At 46.4% G+C, this 21616-nt stretch carries 17 protein-coding genes; 13 read left to right on the top strand and 4 right to left on the bottom strand.

The window, feature by feature from the left end; genetic code table 11:
* The first annotated feature begins 20 nt into the window (after positions 1–20).
* The 4 genes from ilvD (ACTL4S_RS13315) to ACTL4S_RS13300 all read left to right on the top strand — a co-directional run bounded on the left by ilvD (ACTL4S_RS13315) (position 21) and on the right by ACTL4S_RS13300 (position 5666).
* The gene (ilvD, locus tag ACTL4S_RS13315; RefSeq protein WP_081401705.1) at positions 21–1850 is read left to right on the top strand and encodes a dihydroxy-acid dehydratase; all 1830 of its coding nucleotides are present in this window, start codon (positions 21–23) and stop codon (positions 1848–1850) included.
* Positions 1851–2238: 388 nt separating this feature from the next.
* Entirely contained in the window at positions 2239–3924 is a 1686-nt protein-coding gene (gene ilvD, locus ACTL4S_RS13310) for a dihydroxy-acid dehydratase (protein ID WP_425880049.1), read from the top strand.
* A gap of 151 nt (positions 3925–4075) precedes the next feature.
* Complete coding sequence (locus ACTL4S_RS13305; RefSeq protein WP_441299500.1) at positions 4076–5398, top strand: hypothetical protein; 1323 nt, start codon at positions 4076–4078, stop codon at positions 5396–5398.
* Positions 5379–5666 (top strand): chorismate mutase, encoded by a 288-nt coding sequence (locus tag ACTL4S_RS13300; protein WP_005094791.1) that lies wholly within the window; start codon positions 5379–5381, stop codon positions 5664–5666. The genes ACTL4S_RS13305 and ACTL4S_RS13300 overlap by 20 nt, the downstream gene beginning before the upstream one ends.
* 121 nt (positions 5667–5787) lie before the next feature.
* Here the strand turns inward: ACTL4S_RS13300 and ACTL4S_RS13295 are convergent, their stop codons facing one another.
* The 3 genes from ACTL4S_RS13295 to ACTL4S_RS13285 form a co-directional block, all read right to left on the bottom strand.
* A complete protein-coding gene (locus tag ACTL4S_RS13295) occupies positions 5788–7083 on the bottom strand; it encodes a solute carrier family 23 protein (protein WP_247144178.1) in 1296 nt (431 codons plus the stop codon).
* Positions 7084–7379: 296 nt separating this feature from the next.
* Positions 7380–10064, bottom strand: a complete 2685-nt coding sequence (ppc, locus tag ACTL4S_RS13290) for a phosphoenolpyruvate carboxylase (RefSeq protein WP_253173247.1) — start codon at positions 10062–10064, stop codon at positions 7380–7382.
* 149 nt (positions 10065–10213) lie between these two features.
* On the bottom strand, positions 10214–10837 hold the full coding sequence (locus ACTL4S_RS13285) for a TetR/AcrR family transcriptional regulator (RefSeq protein ID WP_191112870.1): 624 nt from the start codon (positions 10835–10837) through the stop codon (positions 10214–10216).
* 147 nt (positions 10838–10984) lie between these two features.
* Between ACTL4S_RS13285 and ACTL4S_RS13280 the strand changes: the two genes are divergently transcribed.
* The 9 genes from ACTL4S_RS13280 (at position 10985) to ACTL4S_RS13240 (ending at position 20537) form a co-directional block, all read left to right on the top strand.
* Positions 10985–12088: an efflux RND transporter periplasmic adaptor subunit gene (locus tag ACTL4S_RS13280; RefSeq protein WP_441299499.1), complete on the top strand. Its 1104-nt coding sequence runs from the start codon at positions 10985–10987 to the stop codon at positions 12086–12088.
* 2 nt (positions 12089–12090) lie between these two features.
* Positions 12091–15228 (top strand): efflux RND transporter permease subunit, encoded by a 3138-nt coding sequence (locus ACTL4S_RS13275; protein WP_441299498.1) that lies wholly within the window; start codon positions 12091–12093, stop codon positions 15226–15228.
* A gap of 131 nt (positions 15229–15359) precedes the next feature.
* On the top strand, positions 15360–15737 hold the full coding sequence (locus ACTL4S_RS13270) for a hypothetical protein (protein ID WP_005245471.1): 378 nt from the start codon (positions 15360–15362) through the stop codon (positions 15735–15737).
* 104 nt (positions 15738–15841) lie between these two features.
* On the top strand, positions 15842–16963 hold the full coding sequence (gene dnaJ, locus ACTL4S_RS13265; protein ID WP_195725377.1) for a molecular chaperone DnaJ: 1122 nt from the start codon (positions 15842–15844) through the stop codon (positions 16961–16963).
* Between the two features lie 625 nt (positions 16964–17588).
* The gene (locus ACTL4S_RS13260) at positions 17589–17804 is read left to right on the top strand and encodes a cold-shock protein (protein WP_004280856.1); all 216 of its coding nucleotides are present in this window, start codon (positions 17589–17591) and stop codon (positions 17802–17804) included.
* A gap of 110 nt (positions 17805–17914) precedes the next feature.
* The gene (locus ACTL4S_RS13255) at positions 17915–18142 is read left to right on the top strand and encodes a hypothetical protein (protein ID WP_004647679.1); all 228 of its coding nucleotides are present in this window, start codon (positions 17915–17917) and stop codon (positions 18140–18142) included.
* A 69-nt stretch (positions 18143–18211) separates the two neighbouring features.
* On the top strand, positions 18212–18409 hold the full coding sequence (locus tag ACTL4S_RS13250) for a hypothetical protein (protein WP_004280859.1): 198 nt from the start codon (positions 18212–18214) through the stop codon (positions 18407–18409).
* 604 nt (positions 18410–19013) lie between these two features.
* Positions 19014–19835, top strand: coding sequence for a 4-hydroxy-tetrahydrodipicolinate reductase (gene dapB, locus ACTL4S_RS13245; RefSeq protein ID WP_114543257.1), 822 nt, complete (start codon positions 19014–19016; stop codon positions 19833–19835).
* Between the two features lie 57 nt (positions 19836–19892).
* The gene (locus ACTL4S_RS13240) at positions 19893–20537 is read left to right on the top strand and encodes an START domain-containing protein (protein WP_441299497.1); all 645 of its coding nucleotides are present in this window, start codon (positions 19893–19895) and stop codon (positions 20535–20537) included.
* Between the two features lie 48 nt (positions 20538–20585).
* Here the strand turns inward: ACTL4S_RS13240 and ahr are convergent, their stop codons facing one another.
* On the bottom strand, positions 20586–21614 hold the full coding sequence (ahr, locus tag ACTL4S_RS13235) for an NADPH-dependent aldehyde reductase Ahr (protein ID WP_441299496.1): 1029 nt from the start codon (positions 21612–21614) through the stop codon (positions 20586–20588).
* Between the last annotated feature and the right edge of the window lie 2 nt (positions 21615–21616).

Genomic DNA, 21616 nt, shown 5'->3' with positions numbered 1-21616 from the left:
AACTTTGTTGGAAATATAAAATGCCTGACTATCGTTCAAAAACATCGACACACGGAAGAAATATGGCTGGCGCACGCGGTTTATGGCGTGCCACCGGCATGAAAGATGAAGATTTCGGTAAGCCGATTATTGCGGTGGTGAACTCGTTCACCCAGTTTGTACCGGGTCATGTGCATCTTAAAGATCTGGGTCAGCTGGTGGCACGTCAAATTGAAGCGTCAGGCGGCGTGGCCAAAGAATTCAATACTATTGCGGTCGATGACGGCATCGCGATGGGTCATGACGGTATGTTGTATTCATTGCCTTCGCGTGATCTGATTGCAGACTCGGTCGAGTACATGGTCAATGCCCATTGTGCCGATGCGATGGTGTGTATCTCGAACTGTGACAAGATCACCCCAGGCATGTTAATGGCTTCAATGCGTCTGAACATTCCGGTGGTATTTGTCTCTGGCGGTCCAATGGAAGCGGGCAAGGTCAAAATCCGTGGCAATGAAAAAGCCATTGATCTGGTCGATGCCATGATTGTTGCAGCAGATGACAGCTTCACTGACGAAGAAGTCGCTGAATATGAGCGTTCAGCTTGCCCAACCTGTGGTTCATGTTCAGGCATGTTCACTGCAAACTCGATGAACTGCCTGACTGAAGCACTTGGTTTATCGCTTCCGGGTAATGGTTCAACCCTGGCAACCCACGCAAATCGTAAAAAATTATTCGAGCGTGCGGGTCAACTGATTGTTGAAATCACTAAACGTCATTATGAGCAAAATGACTACAGCTTGTTGCCACGTTCAATCGCAACCAAAGCGGCATTTGAAAATGCAATGACTTTAGACATTTCCATGGGTGGTTCAACCAATACGGTTCTGCATCTGTTGGCAGCAGCACACGAAGCTGAAGTCGACTTCACGATGACCGACATCGATCGTTTGTCACGTAATGTGCCGGTTCTTTGTAAGGTTGCGCCGGCGAAGCAAGACGTCCATATGGAAGATGTACACCGTGCCGGCGGCATCATGTCAATCTTGGGTGAACTGGATCGTGCAGGCTTACTCGATACATCTGTTCCAACTGTTCATGAAAAAACACTGAAAGATGCCTTGGATAAATGGGACATCATCCGTACTGAAGATGAAGAAGTGTATCAATTCTTCAAATCAGCGCCGGGTGGTGTACCGACTCAGACGGCATTCTCGCAAGACCGTTATTATGCACGCTTAGATGGCGACCGTGACAATGGCGTGATCCGTAATGCAGCCAATGCATTCTCGCAAGATGGCGGCTTGGCAGTACTTTATGGCAATATCGCACTAGAAGGCTGTATCGTAAAAACAGCGGGTGTGGATGACTCAATCCTGAAATTCAACGGAACTGCACGTGTGTTTGAAAGTCAGGATGCTGCGGTTGAAGCAATTCTGGGTGGTAAAATCACTGCGGGTGATGTCGTCGTGATTCGCTACGAAGGTCCACGTGGTGGTCCGGGTATGCAGGAAATGTTGTATCCAACCAGTTACTTAAAATCAAAAGGTTTGGGTAAAGACTGTGCTCTGTTAACAGATGGCCGTTTCTCGGGTGGTTCTTCTGGTCTTTCAATTGGTCACGTGTCGCCTGAAGCTGCAGAAGGCGGTGCGATTGGTCTGGTTGAAGATGGCGACCGTATCGAAATTGATATTCCAAACCGTACCATTCACCTGGCAGTGGATGATGCAACCATGGCAGCACGTCGTGAAGCCCAAGAAGCCAAAGGCTGGCAGCCTGCTGAACAGCGTCCTCGTAAAGTGTCTAAAGCACTCAAAGCGTATGCGATGCATACCACCAGTGCCTCGAAAGGTGCAGTACGTGATATCTAATTTGTAATTTTACAGATTTAAAAAGCACTCCAGATGGGGTGCTTTTTTTTATTTGAAATTTATAGATTCAATAAGACGGGGGCTTAAAGGAAATTGTTTAATTGCAGTTTATAACCTTCGGTTCGACCTACTTTTGTTTCGGCAAAAGTAGGCAAAACTACTATCATCTGCAAAACTCGTCCGAAACTAGCATTTTTCACTTATATCGCAGAAACAGTAAATATTAATTGTAGTCCTGCCTCGGACAGTTGCAGATGACTTTGGCATGTATCGAATATTATAGAAGCAGCTGAAAGCTGTATTGCTTTGTTTTAATTCTATACAATGACCTTAAAATAAATTGTCCAAGACCGAAGCTTAAAATTGGTCATCGCCCAGGAAGAGAATAATGAGTAAAGATAATATCCGCGAGCATTCAGCCCCGGTTTATGAAGGCATTGAAAATGCACCGGCGCGTTCCATGATGCGTGCTACCGGTTTTAAAGATGTTGATTTTGAACGGCCATTTATTGGCATTGCCTCGACCTGGGCCAATGTCACGCCTTGTAATATGCATATTGATGGTCTGGCCAGAACTGTAGAGCAGGGCGTGAGTGCTGCGGGCGGCAAAGGTATTATCTTCAATACCATTACCATTTCTGACGGAATTTCCAACGGTACGGAAGGCATGAAATATTCACTGCTATCACGGGAAGTGATCGCAGACTCCATTGAAACGGTCGTGGGCTGCCAGGCTTATGATGGGGTCATCGCGATTGGTGGTTGTGATAAAAACATGCCGGGCTGCATCATGGGGTTGGCACGCTTAAACCGTCCGGGGCTGTTTATTTATGGCGGCACTATTAAACCGGGCGAAGGCCATACCGACATGATTTCGGTATTTGAAGCAGTCGGTCAATATGCCAAAGGTGAAATCAACGCGATTCAGGTCAAGCATATTGAAGAAGTGTCTTTGCCGGGTCCGGGTTCTTGTGGCGGCATGTATACGGCCAACTCGATGGCCTCTGCAATTGAAGCTTTAGGTATGAGCTTGCCGGGCTCCTCGGCGCAGGAAGCGATTTCGGATGATAAACAAATCGACTGTGCCCGTGCCGGTGAAGCAGTCATGAATCTGTTACGACTGGATATCAAGCCACGTGACATCATGACCAAGGCTGCTTTTGAAAATTCGATCAAGGTCTTGATTGCGCTGGGTGGTTCGACCAATGGCGTGTTGCATCTGCTAGCCATGGCGCATACCGCAGGGGTTGAATTGAGTCTGGATGACTTTGTCCGAATTGGCAAAGATATTCCGGTGGTGGCCGATGTGCGTCCATCCGGGAAATATTTAATGTCAGAACTGATTGCGATTGGTGGGATTCAACCACTGATGAAGCGCATGCTGGATGCCGGCATGCTGGATGGGTCCTGTTTAACGGTCACAGGTAAGACGCTGGCAGAAAACCTGGCCGATGTGCAGGACTATCCGGAAGGTCAGCAGATTATTCTGCCTTTTGATGCGCCCGTGAAAAAAGATTCCCATCTGGTGATTTTGAAAGGCAATCTGTCGCCGAAGGGCGCTGTGGCCAAGATTACCGGTAAGGAAGGTCTGCATTTTGCTGGCCCGGCACGGGTCTTTGAAGGCGAGCAGGGTGCCATGCGCGGGATTCTGGATGGCGAAGTCCAGCCGGGTGAAGTGGTGGTGATTCGTGGCGTCGGCCCTAAAGGTGGTCCGGGCATGCCGGAAATGCTGAAACCGACTTCTGCGATTATTGGTAAAGGTCTGGGCGCTTCGGTGGCTTTAATTACTGACGGACGCTTCTCTGGCGGCAGTCATGGTTTCGTGATTGGTCATGTGACGCCAGAAGCTTATGAGGGCGGCCCGATTGGTCTGGTGCAAAATGGTGATCAGATTTCGATTAATGCCGAAACTCGGGAAATGACCTGGCATGTCGCGGAAGAAGAAATTGCTGCACGTCAAGCGGCCTGGACCAAACCTCAGCCAAACTATACCCACGGTGCGCTGGCTAAATTCGCCAAACTGACTTCAGGTGCAGAAACCGGGGCGGTCACTGACCTGAATCTTGACCTCTAATCCATTGTTAAACATTGAACATTTGCTTATGACTTGATATAAGTTTTTACAGCATGCAGGGCTTTGGCTTCTGCGATCTTAAAAATAGATTATTCTGCGCAGCTTCTCATATGTTGAGCTGCGCACCGTCATTGTTGTCGAGGCCGATCTCATGTCCCTGTTACGCCGTTGGTTTGATCCAATCCGATCGAGTTGGTTTTACCAAAAACCGACCCGTCAAACGGTGTTATCTATTCAAGATGGGCTGAGTATCCATTTAAGACTGGATGATGTGTACAGTTATCTGGCGGTACAGCAGTTGCCCCAGCTCGAAGAAATTTTAAGTCCAGAACTCAAGCCGCTAAAAGTCATCATTTCCAGTGAGCATGCCGAAGCGCCGAACCAGATGTCTTTTGATGAATGGCAGCACTACACGATTAATGATGCGAAAATCTTGTCAAAACAGCATCGTTTTAGTTTTCATGATACGCCAGAATTACCGACCGCTGAGGCCTTAAAACAGGCTGAACTGATTTTGCGGCATACGCCGCTGCGGGGACAGGATTTCCTGTATTTACTGGAAGATGTATTCCATATGCTCTGGCAAAAACAGACCGGAAAATTGCGCACCTTATATGCCATGGCCAGCCGCCATCATCAGCCACAGGATTTTCCTGAACGTATTTTTGATCAGACCCCGATTCTGGCCAGCTATTTTAATTTAGGCGGACGCCAGTATCAGGCGGTCGATGATCTGTTACGTCTGACCCGACGTCTGGAGCAGCAAAAACTGCTGACCGGTAATCCGATTTTTATGATCGATCACATTGAATGGCGTGAGCATCTAATCAGTGATGCCGAGGAGCTGAACGAGATCCAGTCGATGGATCCGGAACTGGACTTGTATATCGCGCTGGAAGATCCGATCTCCTGGCTATTGCTGGCCTATATCAAGGAAGAACTGGCGGATTATTATAATATCCAGCTGAATGTCTATCCCTTGTCCTATCGTGGACGAGATGACTTTGACTGGAGTCTGGCCACACGGTTATCCAAACGGACGGAAGTTGAATTCACTCCGTTCTGCCGACCGACCGAGCAGGCGATTGCGCCAATGGCACAATTATTTTATAGCTGTCCCGAGGAGCAGCGGATCGAGGCGATGTACCAGATCTTGCAGGCCGTCTGGACCCGTGGTGAAGACCTGTCTTATGCACCCCATTTCAAACGTTTGCAGCAACAGTTAAATATTGTCGATCTGACCCAGGACGATATTCTGGTCAAGCTGCAGGACAATGATATGCTCTGTGAAATGAAGTCCCAGCCGAACTTTCCGGTACTGGAACTGCGTATAGATGATCAAAGTTATACATTTAATAGTCTATATCGGGTCTGGATGATTGAAAGTATTTTCAGTAATGTGTTAGAAGAAAAGTATAAGAGTAATAATCAAACTGAAAGTGAACTGAAAAAACATGGAAAAGATCAAAGCTGAATCACTAGAACATGCACGTCAACAGATCGATGCCATTGATACAGCTTTAGTTGAGCTGATCGCTGCGCGTCAATTTTATGTTGATCAAACCACCCGTTTCAAAAAAACCGAAACCGATTTGCAGTCACCGGAACGTATGGAACAGATTGTAGAAAATGTCAGAGCTCTGGCGCAAAAGCAGGGCGTCGATCAGGAGTTTATTGAACATCTATACCGTGAAATGTTCCAATACTTTATTCAACGTGAACTGAAAGAGTTTCGTCCTTAAACAGACACGTGCTTTAACAGAAGCCTTGCGGGGCTTCTTTTCATTTCTTTCATCGCAAAGTTGAAAAATACAAAGCTAAAAAAAGCAGCCATTCGGCTGCTCAATACTTTTATTTCGAGTTTTATTTTTTATCGGCCAGGCTAAAGAACCAGTTCAGGATCAGTGCAGCAAACGTTGCCGTACCTATACCACCCAGATTGAAGCTACCAAAAGTCAGGGCAAAATCACCCGTACCTAAAATAATGGTCACCGCAGCCACCATCAGGTTCTTGTTCTGCGAAAAATCGACCTTGTTCTCAATCCAGATTTTGGCACCGGCAATGGTAATCAAACCAAACACCACAATCGAAGCACCGGTCAGAATCGCTGTCGGAATCGTGTGAATAATCGCACCAAACTTAGGCGATAAACCGAGGAACACAGCAAAGACACCCGCGACGGCAAAGATAATGGTCGAGTAGACCCGTGTCACGGCCATCACACCAATGTTTTCACCATAAGTGGTCATACCCGGCGCACCTACACCACCGGCTAAAGTCGTGGCAACACCATCTGCCACAAAGGCTTTACCAATATGCGGATCCAGGTTTTCACCGGTCATTGCACCTACGGCTTTAATATGGCCCAGATTTTCAGCCACCAGAATCAAGGCAATTGGCGCAATGATCAGCATAGCATTTAATTCAAAGGTCGGTGCGTGAAAAGTCGGTAAGCCGAACCAGGCTGCTTGCTGAATAGGAAGGAAATTGATCGCAGTGCCATAACCCATGACATTACTGAGTACGAAGTAGATCAGATACGCTAATAATAGGCCAACCAATAACAGCAGGCGCTGTAATAAGCCACGGGTGAATACGGCAATTGAACCCATGCACAGCACAGTGACTAGGGACATCCACATATTAAAGGTATTACCCATCACGCTTTTCACTGTGACTGGAGCAAGGTTCAGGCCAATGATCATCACCACGGCACCGGTTACTACCGGTGGCATCAGCTTTTCAATCCAGCGGGTGCCCGTCGCCATGACCAGAAAGCCCATGAGTGCATAGAAGATGCCACATGCGATAATCCCGCCTGCCGCAACGCCAATATTCGGATTCAGTCCGCCACCACCCGCATAACCTGTTGCTGCGATGACCACACCAATAAAGGCAAAGCTTGAACCTAGATAACTTGGAACCCGGCCACCGGTGATTAAAAAGAACAGAATAGTACAGATCCCTGACATTAGAATCGCCAGGTTAGGATCAAAGCCCATTAAAAAAGGTGCCAGTACAGTCGCGCCAAACATGGCAAAAGCATGTTGTACACCCAAAATGACCGTTTGTGCGGGTGGCAAATACTCTGCGGTACCTACTGGTCGTGCATCGATACTACCCTCATAAGGGCGCCATTTGGGAAACCAACTGGACATAAAATGAGCACTCAAAAGATAAATTGTGCACATCATACTCTTGTTCTTTAGAAGATTTAATCACTTAAACAAAATTTTTGTTCAAATTAATTCTATGACTTTATTTAAGATTTTACCAGTCGGTAAAAGAATACTGGGTTAAAAGTAAAGTGAAATCAGTAGATTAATTTCTTATTATGAATAGGGGTATCTATAAATAAATCTGATTTACTATATAAAATAAAATATTTCCTGGCTATTGACTGGTCAATAAAAAAGCACATCACCAGGATGTGCTTTCAAATGGGCATTTTTGCTTAGCCAGTATTACGCAAACCGGCTGCAATCCCGGCAATACTGACCATCAGCGCATGATCTACTGGGGTGTTTTCGGCCTGTTGCTGTTCAAGATATAAACGGCGACGTTTCATCAGCTCAGCTTGCAGCAAGTGCAATGGTAATAGATACGGTTTACGTACCTTCATGGACTGATCCAGTACGCCGTTGCTGCTCAGGAGTTTAGATTCGCCTTTTAAGGTTAACAGGGTTTGTACTGCATCCTGCAAACGCTGGCGTAACGCTGTCCCCAGAACTTTCAGATCTTCATCCTGGGTCAGATGCGATTCGTAATACAGCGCCACATGCGCGTCGGCTTTAGAAAGTACCATTTCCAGCATATCAATCAGGGTCTGGAAATATGGCCACTCGGCCAGCATTTCATCGAGTACATTACGTTGTCCCTGATCCAGGACTTCATTCAGTGCGGCACCGGTACCGAGCCAGGCAGGCAACATCAGGCGAATTTGGGTCCAGGCAAATACCCAGGGAATTGCCCGTAAGGATTCAATGCCGCCGCTGACTTTACGTTTGGCGGGACGTGAACCTAGCGGTAGCATTTGTAGTTCAAGCTCCGGGGTAACAGTACGCAGGTATTTTACAAAATGCGGATTTTCCCGTACGGTCTGGCGATAGACCTGAACCGACAGTTCGGTCATTTGATGCATCAAGTCGCGCCATTCCTGTTTTGGCTCAGGTGGCGGGAGCAGGGTCGCTTCCAGGGTTGCAGCGGTATAAATTTCCAGATTTTGCAGCGCGATTTCTTCCAGCCCGAATTTAAAGCGGATCATTTCACCCTGTTCAGTCACCCGGATCGCACCGGAAATAGAACCCGGTGGCTGAGAGAACAAGGCTTGCTGGGTTGGCGCACCACCACGACTGATCGAACCGCCACGACCATGGAACAGGGTCAACTGCACGCCATGTTGCTGGGCAACTGCTGTCAGTTCTTCCTGGGCACGATACTGAGCCCAGTTGGCCGACATAAAACCGGCATCTTTGGCAGAATCCGAATAGCCAATCATGACCTCATGTTTGCCCTGAATATGCTGTTTATACCAGTGCATATTGAACAGGGTCGACATGGTTGCGGCTGCACCATCCAGATCTTTTAATGTTTCAAACAGGGGAACCACCCGTAACGCCTGTTCAATCCCGGCTTCTTTTTGTAAAAGCAGTACCGCCAAGACATCACTTGGATATTCTGCCATGGAAATAATATAGGCACCCAGAGACTCGCTCGGCTGTTCGGCCAGTGTGCGCATGGTGGCAAAGACTTCCTGTACATCCGGATGTTCAATCAGGCTGCCGGCCGGTTCATTCAGATGTTTCGGCAGTAACGGACGCTTGCTTTGCAATTCCTGCAGTAAAAAGTTTTGACGGGCCTGTTCGGTCCAGGTTTCAAAATTCCCCAGTCCCAAATATTCAGTAATGGCTGAAATCGCCTGACGGTGACGCCCAGATTCCTGACGGATGTCCAGTTTCAGCAGTTCGATGCCAAAGCTGTTGACCCGGTAAATAAAGTCCAGCAGGCTGCCATTGGCAATTTCGGCCAGATTGCAGTCCATCAGCGAGCGATAGCAGGTCAGGAGTGGCTGTAAAAGTTCGTCTTTACTCTTAATGACCAGACTGTCATCGGCATCATTGCCTTTTAATTTTTCTGCCAGCCAGTGCCGCGTGGCTTTCAGGCGGGTACGGGTGTCACGTAAATATTCACGATAGGGTTCAGGATGGGGTTGGCCCAAGGCTTCAGAAATTTCCGGGCTACATTGCTGAATCGACAGTTCCCAGCGCAGGTTTTCAATATCGCGTACATAAAGGTCGGCTGCTTTCCAGCGCGACAGCCACAGTACTTCCTGAGTGACGGTGTGGGTAACATTCGGGTTGCCATCGCGGTCACCACCCATCCAGGAGGCAAAACGTACTGGTGCGACATCTAAGGGCAGGTTCTGGCCACATTGCGCTTGTACCATGCCATTTAGTTCGCGGATAAATTTCGGGACCGCATTCCACAGGGTCTGCTCAATAGTGGTAAAGCCCCATTTGGCTTCGTCAATCGGAGTCGGGCGATGCTGACGGATTTCATCGGTTTGCCAGGCGGAGCTGATCAGCTGTTTCAGATCGGCCAGAACTGCCTGACGTTCACGTGGAGTCAGTTTCTGCTGGTCGAACTTGGACAGGGCATTATTGATGCCATCATATTTTTGAATCAGGGTACGGCGGCTGACTTCTGTGGGATGCGCGGTCAGGACCAGTTCAATTTTCAGTTCGCAGATTTGCTGATACAGCGTATCGGCAGAAATTTCCTGCTGTTTAAATTTTTCAAATAAAGGCACCAGAGGATTGGGCGATTCTGCAGTGTCATCAAACTCGCTCTGACGGCGACGACGTACCACATGATATTGTTCGGCAATATTGGCAAAGTTTAAAAAGTGGGTAAAGGCACGGGTCAGCGGCAGGATTTCGGCATCTTCCAGGCTCAAAAACAGTTGTTCCAGTTGTTTTTCTGCTTCGACCTGTCCATCGCGAGCGCCTTTGGACAGGGCACGGATCTGCTCGATCTGATTAAACAAATCCTGCCCGGCATGTAATTTTAAGGTTTCCCCAAGCAAATTACCCAGTAAGCGTACGTCTTCGCGTAGTGGTGCATCAATCTGTTGAATCATTTTTTATTCCCTCACATGCATGCTTTGACTATACCGCGACTGCATGACAATCCAAGTCCCCTAGAGACAAAAGTTGCAGAACATAGGCTGCTTTTTTAGCAACTTTTAGGCCATATACGGTGATCGGTGATCAATCCAAAGGAAAGGATTTAATCCGAAAGGGCATATTTCAGCATAAACAGTTCAATGGCCTCGCCAATAATCTGTTGCTGTTCTGCGCTTGAAGGGGGAGGGCTGAGACCCAGTAGGATTTTCTGATGACGGGTTCCGGTCAGCAGGGACACGATCAGCTCGGTCTGTTTTTCTGGAAGATCGACCTGAATAAAGCGGTATTGCTGGGCCAGGTTAAAAAAATCATTCCAGACTGCATCCAGTTTGCTATGCGAGGCCTGATAAAACTGTTCTGCCAGAGGACTTTGCTGCGATGCCAGTTCCATCAGTAGCAGGTCCAGCTTGATCGCTTCCGGTAAATGAATAATATTTAAAGCGCGCTGACAGGCCTGATAAAACTCCTGCGCAAAGTCACTGCTCGGCTGCAAGAGCTGAGGATGTTCATGCAGAATGGCTTCACAGGTATCCTCAATTGCACAGCTAAACAGGGTCGCCTTGTCCTGAAAATGATTATACACCGTCAGCTTGGTTACACCTGCCTCACGTGCAATCTGGTTCATGCTGGAGGCATGATAGCCATGCGCTAAAAATAGCGCTTTGGCCACACTCAAGATGCGCTGACGCTTTTCCAGATCCTTGGGTCGTCCTACAGGTATTTGCACAATTTCTTCCAAAAAAAGTCAATACGGTCATTGCTTTGAAGCTTGAGTTATAATTAGTGTACCGGGTGGTATATTAATTAAAAACAAGCAATTCAATATATCAGCATAGTTTGCCCTAAAAAAGACGATCAGATAAGAGCGAATAAGATGAGCAGGATTTACAGCGTATTGGCTGGCATGGTGGTGCTTTGCAGCGTGACCTTAAGCGGGTGCAGCAAAGATACTGCTGCAGCAGAACAGGAAGTTCCCTTTGTCATGGTGGCCACACCCACCACTTCACAGCATGAATTAAAAAGTTATGCCGGTGATGTGCAGGCACGTCAGCAAACGGCGCTGGCATTTCGGGTCGCTGGACAGGTGACCCAGCGCTTCGCCGATGTGGGTGACCAGGTCAAAGTCGGGCAAGTCCTGGCAACTCTGGATGTCAAAGATGCCCAGCTGCAGCTGAATGCAGCACGTGCCCAACTGGAAAGCGCGCAGTCTGCCACTAAGATTGCTCAGGATGAATTACAACGTTTCAAGCAGTTATTGCCATCCAATGCCGTGAGCCGCTCACAATATGACGCGATCGAAAACCAGTACAAGACCGCCCTGTCAAATCTGAAGCAGGCACAATCCAATTATGATACCGCTAAAAACCAGACTGCTTATAATCAGCTGATTGCCACCAGAAACGGCGTAATCACGGCACGCAATATTGAAACAGGACAGGTGGTCGCTGCCGGGCAGGCGGCGTATGAACTGGCGATTGCCGGCGAACGTGAAGTGGTGATTGGCGTACCGGAACAGGCGATTGCTGAAATCAGGGTGGGGCAAGCGGCCCTAGTCACCTTATGGTCCAAACCTGAAGAAAAATTTGCCGCCATTGTCCGCGAGATTTCACCGGCAGCGGACCAGTCGCGTACCTTCAGGGTTAAAGTTTCCTTACGTGAAGGCAATGGCCAGATCCAGCTGGGACAAAGTGCCCGGGTATTTTTTCAGCACAGCCGCGATAATATGCTCAGTGTGCCGCTATCCAGTGTCTCGGCAACGGATCAGCAGGCTTATGTCATGGTGGTCCAGCCGGATCATACCTTACGTAAAGTCCCGGTCCAGCTCGGTGCCTATGGCCGGGACAGTGTTGCTGTATTCAGTGGCCTCAAGCCGGAAGACTATGTGGTGATTGGCGGCGTACATCTGCTGCGTAACCAGCAAAAAATCAATCCGATTGATCGTGAAAACCGTCGTGTGACCATTCAGGCAGGGAATTAAGCATGAACTTTAACCTGTCGGAATGGGCTTTAAAAAATAAAGGTCTGGTGCTGTATTTCATGATCCTGCTGGGTCTGATCGGCATCGTCTCTTATTCCAAACTGTCACAAAGTGAAGATCCGCCTTTTACCTTTAAAGTCATGGTGATCCAGACTTACTGGCCGGGTGCCAGTGCCAAAGAAGTATCCCTACAGGTCACTGACCGGATTGAAAAGGAACTGATGACCACGGGACAGTATGACCGCATCATGGCCTATTCGCGTCCGGGTGAATCCATGGTGACTTTTGTTGCCAAGGATTCCCTGGCTTCGAAAGATGTCGCTGATGTCTGGTATAACGTGCGCAAGAAGGTGGGCGATATCCGGCATGAATTGCCACAAGGGGTACAAGGGCCGTTCTTTAATGATGAATTTGGCGACACCTTTGGCAATATTTATGTGCTCAAGGGTAAAGATTTTGACTATGCGACCCTCAAGGAATACGCCGACCGCTTACAGCTGCAACTGCAACGGGTCAAAGATGTTGCCAAAGTTGAGCTGATTGGCTTGCAAGACCAGAAAATCTGGATTGAGATTTCTAATACCAAGGCCATCCAGCTGGGCGTTCCAGTCATGGCGATTCAGCAAGCCCTGCAGCAGCAAAATGCCACCACCCAGTCCGGTTTTTTTGAAACTGGCTCAGACCGGATTCAGGTGCGGGTCAGTGGTGCATTAAACAGTGTTGAAGAATTAAGACAGATGCCGCTGCTGGTCAATGGCAAAACTATTCAGCTGGGCGATGTAGCAGAAGTCTATCGTGGCTTTAGTGATCCGGCACAGCCCCGGATGCGCTTTATGGGCGAAAACGGCATTGGTATTGCTGTATCGATGCGCAAGGGTGGGGACATCATTGCCTTGGGTAAAAATCTGGAACAGGAATTCGCCCGCCTGCAAAAAGCTCTGCCACTCGGCATGGAGCTGCAAAAAGTCTCCGATCAGCCGGTGGCAGTCAAACGCAGCATTAACGAATTTATGAAAGTGCTGGCAGAAGCGGTGGTTATCGTATTGCTGGTCAGTTTTTTCTCGCTCGGTTTCCGGACCGGTCTGGTGGTGGCTTTCTCGATTCCGCTGGTGCTGGCCATGACTTTTGCCGGTATGCAGCTATTTGATGTCGGACTGCATAAAATTTCCCTGGGGGCCCTGATTCTGGCTCTCGGTCTTTTGGTCGATGATGCCATTATCGCCATTGAAATGATGGCGATTAAGATGGAGCAGGGTTATAGCCGTTTACAGGCGGCCGGGCATGCCTGGCGCACCACGGCTTTTCCAATGCTGACAGGCACCCTGATTACCGCTGCCGGTTTCCTGCCGATCGCCACTGCAGCATCGAGTACCGGGGAATATACCCGTTCGATTTTCCAAGTGGTGACCATTGCATTGCTGGTGTCCTGGATTGCCGCGGTACTGTTTGTGCCATATTTAGGCGATAAACTTCTGCCGGATTTCAACAAGGATTTAATTCAGAAAGCGCCGTGGTATCAGCGGCTCTGGGCACGTCTACGCAAACAGCCAGAACCTCAGCCGATTGTGCATCATGCCGGAGAACATTATGACCCTTATCAAACCCGGTTTTATCAGGGCTTTCGCCGTTGGGTCGATGCCTGTGTGACCTATCGTAAAACTGTCATTGTTGCCACGGTCGGAATTTTTATTCTGTCTATTTTAATGTTTAAGCTGGTGCCGCAGCAGTTTTTCCCACCTTCAAATCGAGCTGAAATTCTGGTGGATCTCAAACTTGAAGAAGGTGCTTCACTGAAGGCCACTGAAGCTGCAGTAAAAAAAGTAGAAGCCTTTTTATCGAAACAAGAGGGCATTGATAACTATGTGGCTTATGTCGGGATGGGTTCTCCACGTTTCTATTTACCGCTCGATCAGCAGTTGCCGCAAACCAGTTTTGCCCAGTTTGTGGTGCTGGCATCCTCTTTAGAGGATCGAAATGAAATCCGTAAATCCTTAAGTGACCAGATTCGAAAGTTATTGCCAGAAGTGCGTACCAGGGTGTCCTTGCTGGAAAATGGCCCACCTGTGGGTTATCCACTACAATTCCGGGTGTCGGGTGAAGATCTAGGATTAGTCCGTGAATGGGCGCAGAAAGTTGCAGCCACCGTGGGAGAAAATCCAAATACCACCAATGTGCATCTGGACTGGGGCGAGCCGAGTAAAGTCATCAAATTGCAGATTGATCAGGATCGTGCCCGTCAGCTTGGGGTGAGTAGCAGTGAACTGGCCAATGTACTCAACAGCTCGATTTTGGGGGCCGGTATTGATCAGTACCGTGAAAAACGTGAACTGATCGAAATCCGTTTACGTGGTGCTCAGGCTGAACGGGTGGAGGTAGCATCTTTAGCCAGTCTGGCTGTTCCGACCGCAACCGGTACATCGGTACCTTTGGCGCAGCTGGCCAAAATTGAATACAGCTTTGAAGAAGGCCTGATCTGGCATCGTAACCGCTTGCCGACCATTACTGTGCGTGCCGATATTCGTAGCAAGTTGCAGCCCGCTACTGTGGTCAATGAACTCAAAGAGCCACTGGAAAAAATCCGGGCAGAGCTGCCGAATGGCTATCTGCTGCAAGTGGGGGGTACAGTTGAAGAATCGGCTCGTGGACAGAACTCGGTGAATGCCGGCATGCCTTTATTCCTCGCAGTCGTCATGACCCTGCTGATGATTCAGCTCAAGAGCATCTCACGGGCCTTTATTGTGTTCCTGACCGCACCTTTAGGCATTATCGGAGTGGTGTTATTCCTGTTAATTTTCAATAAACCTTTCGGTTTTGTTGCGATGCTCGGAACGATTGCCTTATCCGGAATGATCATGCGCAACTCGCTGATTCTGATTGACCAGATCGAGCAGGATATTCAGGCCGGAGAGTCGCAGTGGGATGCCATCATCAATGCCACAGTACGCCGTTGTCGTCCGATCGTATTGACCGCACTGGCTGCAGTTCTGGCGATGATTCCCTTGTCCCGCAGTATTTTCTTCGGGCCGATGGCGGTGGCGATTATGGGCGGTTTGATTGTAGCAACACTATTAACCCTGTTTTTTCTGCCTGCCCTATATGCACAGTGGTTTAAAGTGAAAAAAAGTTTAAATTCTGTTTAAATTTGTCATAATTTCAGGTGCGAAATTTGGAAATTTTCAATATAGTAGCACCTGAGATTTTTATAATTTAAAAAAATAAGTAATTGCTGCATTGGCCGAGCTGCCAATACGGTAACGAGGTTGAACCAAACATGACTCAAGATACATTAACCAAGATGCGACGTTCCGTAGCGATGGCTTATGTCTTCATGTTTTTGGCCTTATTTACCCTGTTTAGTGGACTATTGGCCTACTGGTTCGCACGTAAAGTCACCCAGGTTGATTATGCCGAGGTCTGGTTACAAGCGCAGGCACTGTGGATCATGCGTAATATCGTGATTTATACCATTTTGGCGATCTTCGCTGCGCTGTGGTTTATTCCCCTGTTTTTCTTTGCCTGGGACAGCCAGCTCTGGGTTAAAGCCTGTGTAGTGACCGGGGTAATTTTCAGCTTTATTGCCTTTATTTTCCTGATCAATGCCTGGTTTAAAGGCATCCATAAATTCTCTCAAAACAAAGCTGTGTTCTAAAGCGTATAATTTTTTTCATATTTCCCCTTGTAAAACTCGGTTTGACCCCAATTTCAGACCTCAGTTGAATATTAAACAAAATTCCGTGAGGAGCATCGCCAGACATGGCTAAACGTGATTATTATGAGGTTTTGGGCGTCGCTAAAACCGCTAGTGATGATGAAATCAAAAAAGCCTACCGTAAGTTGGCGATGAAATATCATCCAGACCGTAACCCGGACAATGCTGAAGCTGAAGAGAAATTCAAAGAAGCAGCAGAGGCCTATGAAGTGCTCTCTGATGGTGAAAAGCGCAGCATGTACGACCGTATGGGCCATCAGGCCTTTGAAGGTGGTATGGGCGGCGGCGGTGGCGGCTTCGGCGGTGGTTTCAGCGCAGAAGACATTTTCAGCCAGTTCGGTGATATTTTCGGTGGTGCTTTTGGTGGCGGCGGTGGTCGTGGCCAGCAGCGCGCGCGCCGAGGTTCCGACTTACGCTATGTCATGGAACTGACCCTGGAAGAAGCGGTCAAGGGCGTCAAGAAAACCATTACCTTTACTGCACCGGCACCGTGTGATGCCTGTGATGGTAAGGGTTCAAAAAATCCAAACGATGTAGAAACCTGCCGTACCTGTCATGGTGCTGGTCAAGTGCGCATGCAGCAAGGTTTCTTCTCCGTACAGCAAACCTGTAGCACCTGTCGTGGTCAGGGCAAGATCATCAAGAACCCATGTAATAAATGTCATGGTTCGGGTGTGTCGGATCGTCAGCAAACTCTGGAAGTCACTATTCCTGCGGGTGTGGACAATGGCGACCGCGTACGCTTGACTGGTAAGGGTGAAGCGATCCGTGATGGTCAGTCAGGTGACTTGTACGTAGAAGTGGTGGTGCGTGAGCATGAAATCTTCCAGCGTGATGGCGCTGATCTGTATATGGATGTACCGGTATCGATTGCTGATGCAGCCTTGGGTAAGGAAGTTCAGATTCCTACGCTGGATGGCCGTGTGAGCCTGAAAATTCCTGAAGGTACGCAAACAGGTAAACTGTTCCGTTTACGTGGTAAGGGGGTTAAACCGGTACGTACCAGCATGCAAGGTGACTTACTGTGCCGTATTGTGGTGGAAACTCCAGTGAATTTAAGTGCACGTCAACGTGAACTGTTAAAAGAACTGCAAGAAACCATGGATGGTGAAGACAGCAAGTCATCACCAAAGAAAAAATCATTCTTTGATCGCTTGTTTGATTAATTGAGTGAAAATAAAAAGGACGCTGAGGCGTCCTTTTTTATTATGTAGATAAGATACTCTAGATTAGAAGATGCTATTTATTAGTTGATAGCTATCTTATTGTTTGATAGGTATCGCTTAAACATAAAAACCGCCTAAAAAGCGGTTTCTGTTTTTATATTTGACTATCTAAATAGAAAGTATGAGTCCAAATTTGGAGGGAGATAGATATTTTGTAAGTGAGAAAAAAGCATCATTCCCGAAATTAAAAAGGCCAATATTGTTATTACAGAGCTATATAATCGCATTCATTACTTATCAAATTTACCAGTACAGCAGATTACTCTTATTTTGTTATCATGACAATAAAAGCTTAATCTTATTGAAATCACTATAAATTTTTAAAATTTCATTTTTTAATAAATAAAATAAATATATATATAAGAAAACTTGATTAATTAAATTTTTCGTGTATAGTTAACTTAACTAGAAAAAAGTCTTGTTTCGGTAAATCTTCTTTAAGTATCGCAGTTTTAGTCATAATCCTTCGTTTTTTTCAGATTTGAAGTCTCATTCTTTATTATTTCAAAGTTATATTCAGTCAATAAATTGACTAAAAATTATTAAAAAATTAGTAGGATATATTATGTCAAACTCAAATGTTGTTAAAGGTACTGTAAAGTGGTTCAACGAAACTAAAGGTTTTGGTTTCATTCAACAAGAATCAGGTCCAGATGTTTTTGCTCATTTCAGCGAAATCGCCAGTTCAGGTTTTAAAACCTTAATGGAAGGCCAACTGGTTGAATTCAGTGTAGCTCAAGGTCAAAAAGGACCGAATGCTGTAAATATTGTTGCTATCTAAGCAAGAATAAACAGTAAAAAAGCACTTAATAAGTGCTTTTTTTATCGTTCAAAATTTAATTTTAAGTTATTTTCCAAATTGGAAAAATCTTTAGAAAAACAGGATTCAAGTTGTTAAAAATAAATGATTTAATTGCAAAATCTAAAAATGGTACTGAAATTATTGTTTCGTTAATTCCTCTCAATAAAATGCAAAATACACGTCAGGGTTTAAAAAGAATTGAAGTGGGTAAAAGAGTTCTTCTTTCATCTGGAGTTGAGGTAGATTTAAACTTAGATGGCCGTACATTCTATACTTCTCTAAATCAATTATTTAAGCTAAATCATAAAGTTATTTAAAGATAAAATTAAGAAACATCAATTTTTAGTGGAGATTTTGCCACTTTAACTATTATTAAAGGTATAGATATGCTTAAACAAAGTATCAGTGTGAAGGATCAGTTTGGGGCTCAACACGCTATTCAAGCAACAGTCGATCATCATTTTTCTAAAACACAATCTCATTCCAATATAAAACATATCACTGTAGATGGTGAAGATATTCGTCCCAGTTTTGAAATGTGCTTTCAAAGTACCTTAAGTGGAAAAATTTTCAAAATTGTATAGACCAGGCAAATTTTACTTTAGGTATTATTATTTTTAATAAGTTTCCGAAGAGCTAGATAATTAATTTGCTCAATCTAAGGACTGATTTTTGTATAAGGCAAAATTGAGTCCTTTTAATCTCAATAAGACTTAAAATCTTATTTACTAATCAATTTAAAAGTAGATATTCATAATTAAAATTTAGTAAAAAGTCTTGCATAAGAATCCTGTTAATCTAATTGAGATTTAAATCATCAAGATTTTGAGCTCAGTTAATCATGGCGAGACTAAAACAGGAAAAACTGTATTGGCAGGTCGTCTGTAGTTAACTTCAAAAATCAGGAATTCCAGTAAATCATTGCAAAATCATAGCGATAAAATTGTGAATAAACTTATTCCAGCTATATGAGCAATTGCTAAAAACTATAGACAAGTCAAGTGGATCTATATCGTATAGCTTTGATGGAAGTGATTGCCTAACTTCTTAGACTCGATTAAAACTCTTATCAATATCAGTGATTTCGCTCTTTGAGTATTTTCATTGATTTTTATTCAATGCATCTTAGTGTTATTCCGCAGTTTTGCTATAGTAAGAGCAATTTTGGATCAACATCAGGACTATGTTATGTCAGCTACACCACGCATTGGGATCTTGGGTGCAGGCGGTCGTATGGGGCGTATCCTTATTCAGGCTGTGCATGAAGCAGGTTATCAGTTGGCGGCTGCGGTAGAACGCCCTGAAAGTACACTATTAGGCGCAGATGCGGGCGAACTTGCCGGAATTGGCGCAACAGGTGTGAAGGTCGTGGGTAGCCTTACAGATGTAGTCAAAGACTGTGATGTCGTGATTGATTTCACTGCGCCAGCAGCGACCGTCAATCATCTGAAAATCTGCCGTGAAGCCGGTGTCGCTATCGTAATTGGTACGACGGGTATGAATGACGAGCAAAAAGCCTATCTCGATCAATCTGCGACGGGAACTCCTGTAGTTTATGCAGCGAATTATTCAGTGGGTGTAAACGTCTCGATCAAACTGCTTGAACTGGCCTCTAAAGTATTTGGCGATACCGTAGATATTGAAGTGATTGAAGCACATCACCGTCACAAAGTAGATGCGCCATCGGGTACAGCTTTGATGTGGGGTGAGGCGATTGCGGAAACTTTGGGCCGTGACCTGAAAGAAGATGCGGTATATTGCCGTGAAGGTCATACCGGTCCGCGTGAGCGTAAGAGCATTGGCTTCCAGACCATTCGCGGTGGCGATATTGTCGGTGAACATACCGCGATGTTTATTGCCGACGGGGAGCGGGTGGAAATTACCCATAAAGCCACCAACCGCATGAACTTTGCGAGCGGTGCGGTACGTGCTGCGGCTTGGGTCGTAGGCCGTGAAGCACGTAAATATGATATGAAAGACGTGCTTGGTTTTAACGATATTCAGGTTTAAAACCGAGTTAAAATCATTTATAAAAAAAGTATAAAATTAAAATAAGACGAATAAAAAATGCAAAAAATGATTTTTCTGTTCTGTGCAGTGGCGCTTGGCGCCATTGCGCAGGCCAAGCCTGTCGGGACGCCTAAACTCAGTATTCATAAAAATAATATCAAGGTCTGGACCTATCAGAATGAGCAAAACCCGGTCTTTCTGTATAAAGCTGAAACCACCTATACTGCACCAATTGAAAATGCCGTGTCCCTGATTCTGAATGTCGAGCATGCAGTACAGTGGGTTCCCTATATGGGTAGCATCAAGGTCCTGTCCCGCGATGATAAAAAAGGCGACTTTACCCTGTATATGGTGCTGGATTTTCCATTTCCCTTAAAAGACCGTGACCTGATTGTACAGGGCAAGATGATCAAGGAAGCCAATGGCCAGATCACCATCAAGAATAAAGCCATCCAAAGTGCCTATCCTTTAAACCCGGATTATGTGCGTTTAACCGATTATCAGGGCGACTGGACTTTTCAGAAACTGGCCAATAATAAGGTCAAGGTCTCTACCTATGGTTATGCCAATCCTGAAGGTTCCATTCCTTTGACCTTCGTAAATATGTTTGTGCAACAGCAGCCTTATCAGATGTTGCAGAAAATGAAGACCGAGCTGGCTAAGCCTGCCAGTATTGCGGTCTTGCCTGAAGCTCTGCAATAAAAAAGACCCAATCGCTGGGTCTTTTTAACACGTGAAAACAGACTGAATTTAAGCTGTAAAATCTGCTTTAAGTACAATCCGGTAACGGGCTTTGCCAGAATGCAGGTGTTCAATCGCCTGATTCAGCTGTGACATCTGGAAGACTTCAATTTGTGGTGCAATATTTTTACGTGCAGCAAATTGGAGTAACTGACGTAATGCCGCCGGCGAACCTGTCGGTGAACCGGTGACTGACTTGGCTCCGCCAATCAGCATGCCAGCCGGAATCTGCATCGGCTCAAGTGGTAAACCCAGCATATGTACAGTGCCGTTTGGTGCCAAAGTTGCCAGATAAGCCTGCCAGTTCAAGGTGACATTGACCGTACTGAGCAATAAATCAAACTTGCCACGCTGGGCTTTTAAGGCAGCCGAATCACGGCTATTGACCACATGGTCAGCGCCCATGGCTTTCAGCTCATCAGTTTTATCCAGATTTGAAGTGAAAGCGGTAATTTCACAGCCCCAGGCTTTCAGCAGCTTGATGGCCATATGCCCTAAACCGCCAATGCCAATTACGCCAACATGATGAATGGCCTGAATCTGATGTTTCAGAATCGGATCGAATACGGTAATCCCACCGCAGAGCAAAGGGCCGGCACTTTCAGGATCTAGATCGTCAGGTAGGGGAATGACCCATTGCCAGCCGGCACGCACTTTATCGGCAAAACCACCGGCATGTCCGACAATGGTAGCCACCTGACCGCCAGTACACATCACCTGCTGGCCCGAAATACAAGGATCGCAATATTGGCAGCTTTCCGCTGTCCAGCCGATGCCAACGCGTTGACCCACTTTCAGGCCTTTGGCTTCTGCACCCAGATGGGTAATGGTGCCAATAATCTCATGTCCAGCCACGACCGGATAGACCGACGAACCCCAGTCATTATTAATGACCGAAATATCGGAATGACAGAGTCCACAGTATTCCACTTTCACTTCGACCTGATGCGGCTGCAGCTCTCCGGCATCAAACTGATAAGGTTCAAGTTCCGCACCTGCGGACATGGCTGCATAAGCTTGAATAATATTATTCGACATGA

Origin of the sequence: Acinetobacter lwoffii, assembly GCF_052078135.1 — a bacterium.
Lineage (GTDB): Bacteria > Pseudomonadota > Gammaproteobacteria > Pseudomonadales > Moraxellaceae > Acinetobacter > Acinetobacter lwoffii_Z.
This window is presented reverse-complemented; position numbering and strand designations above follow the sequence as displayed.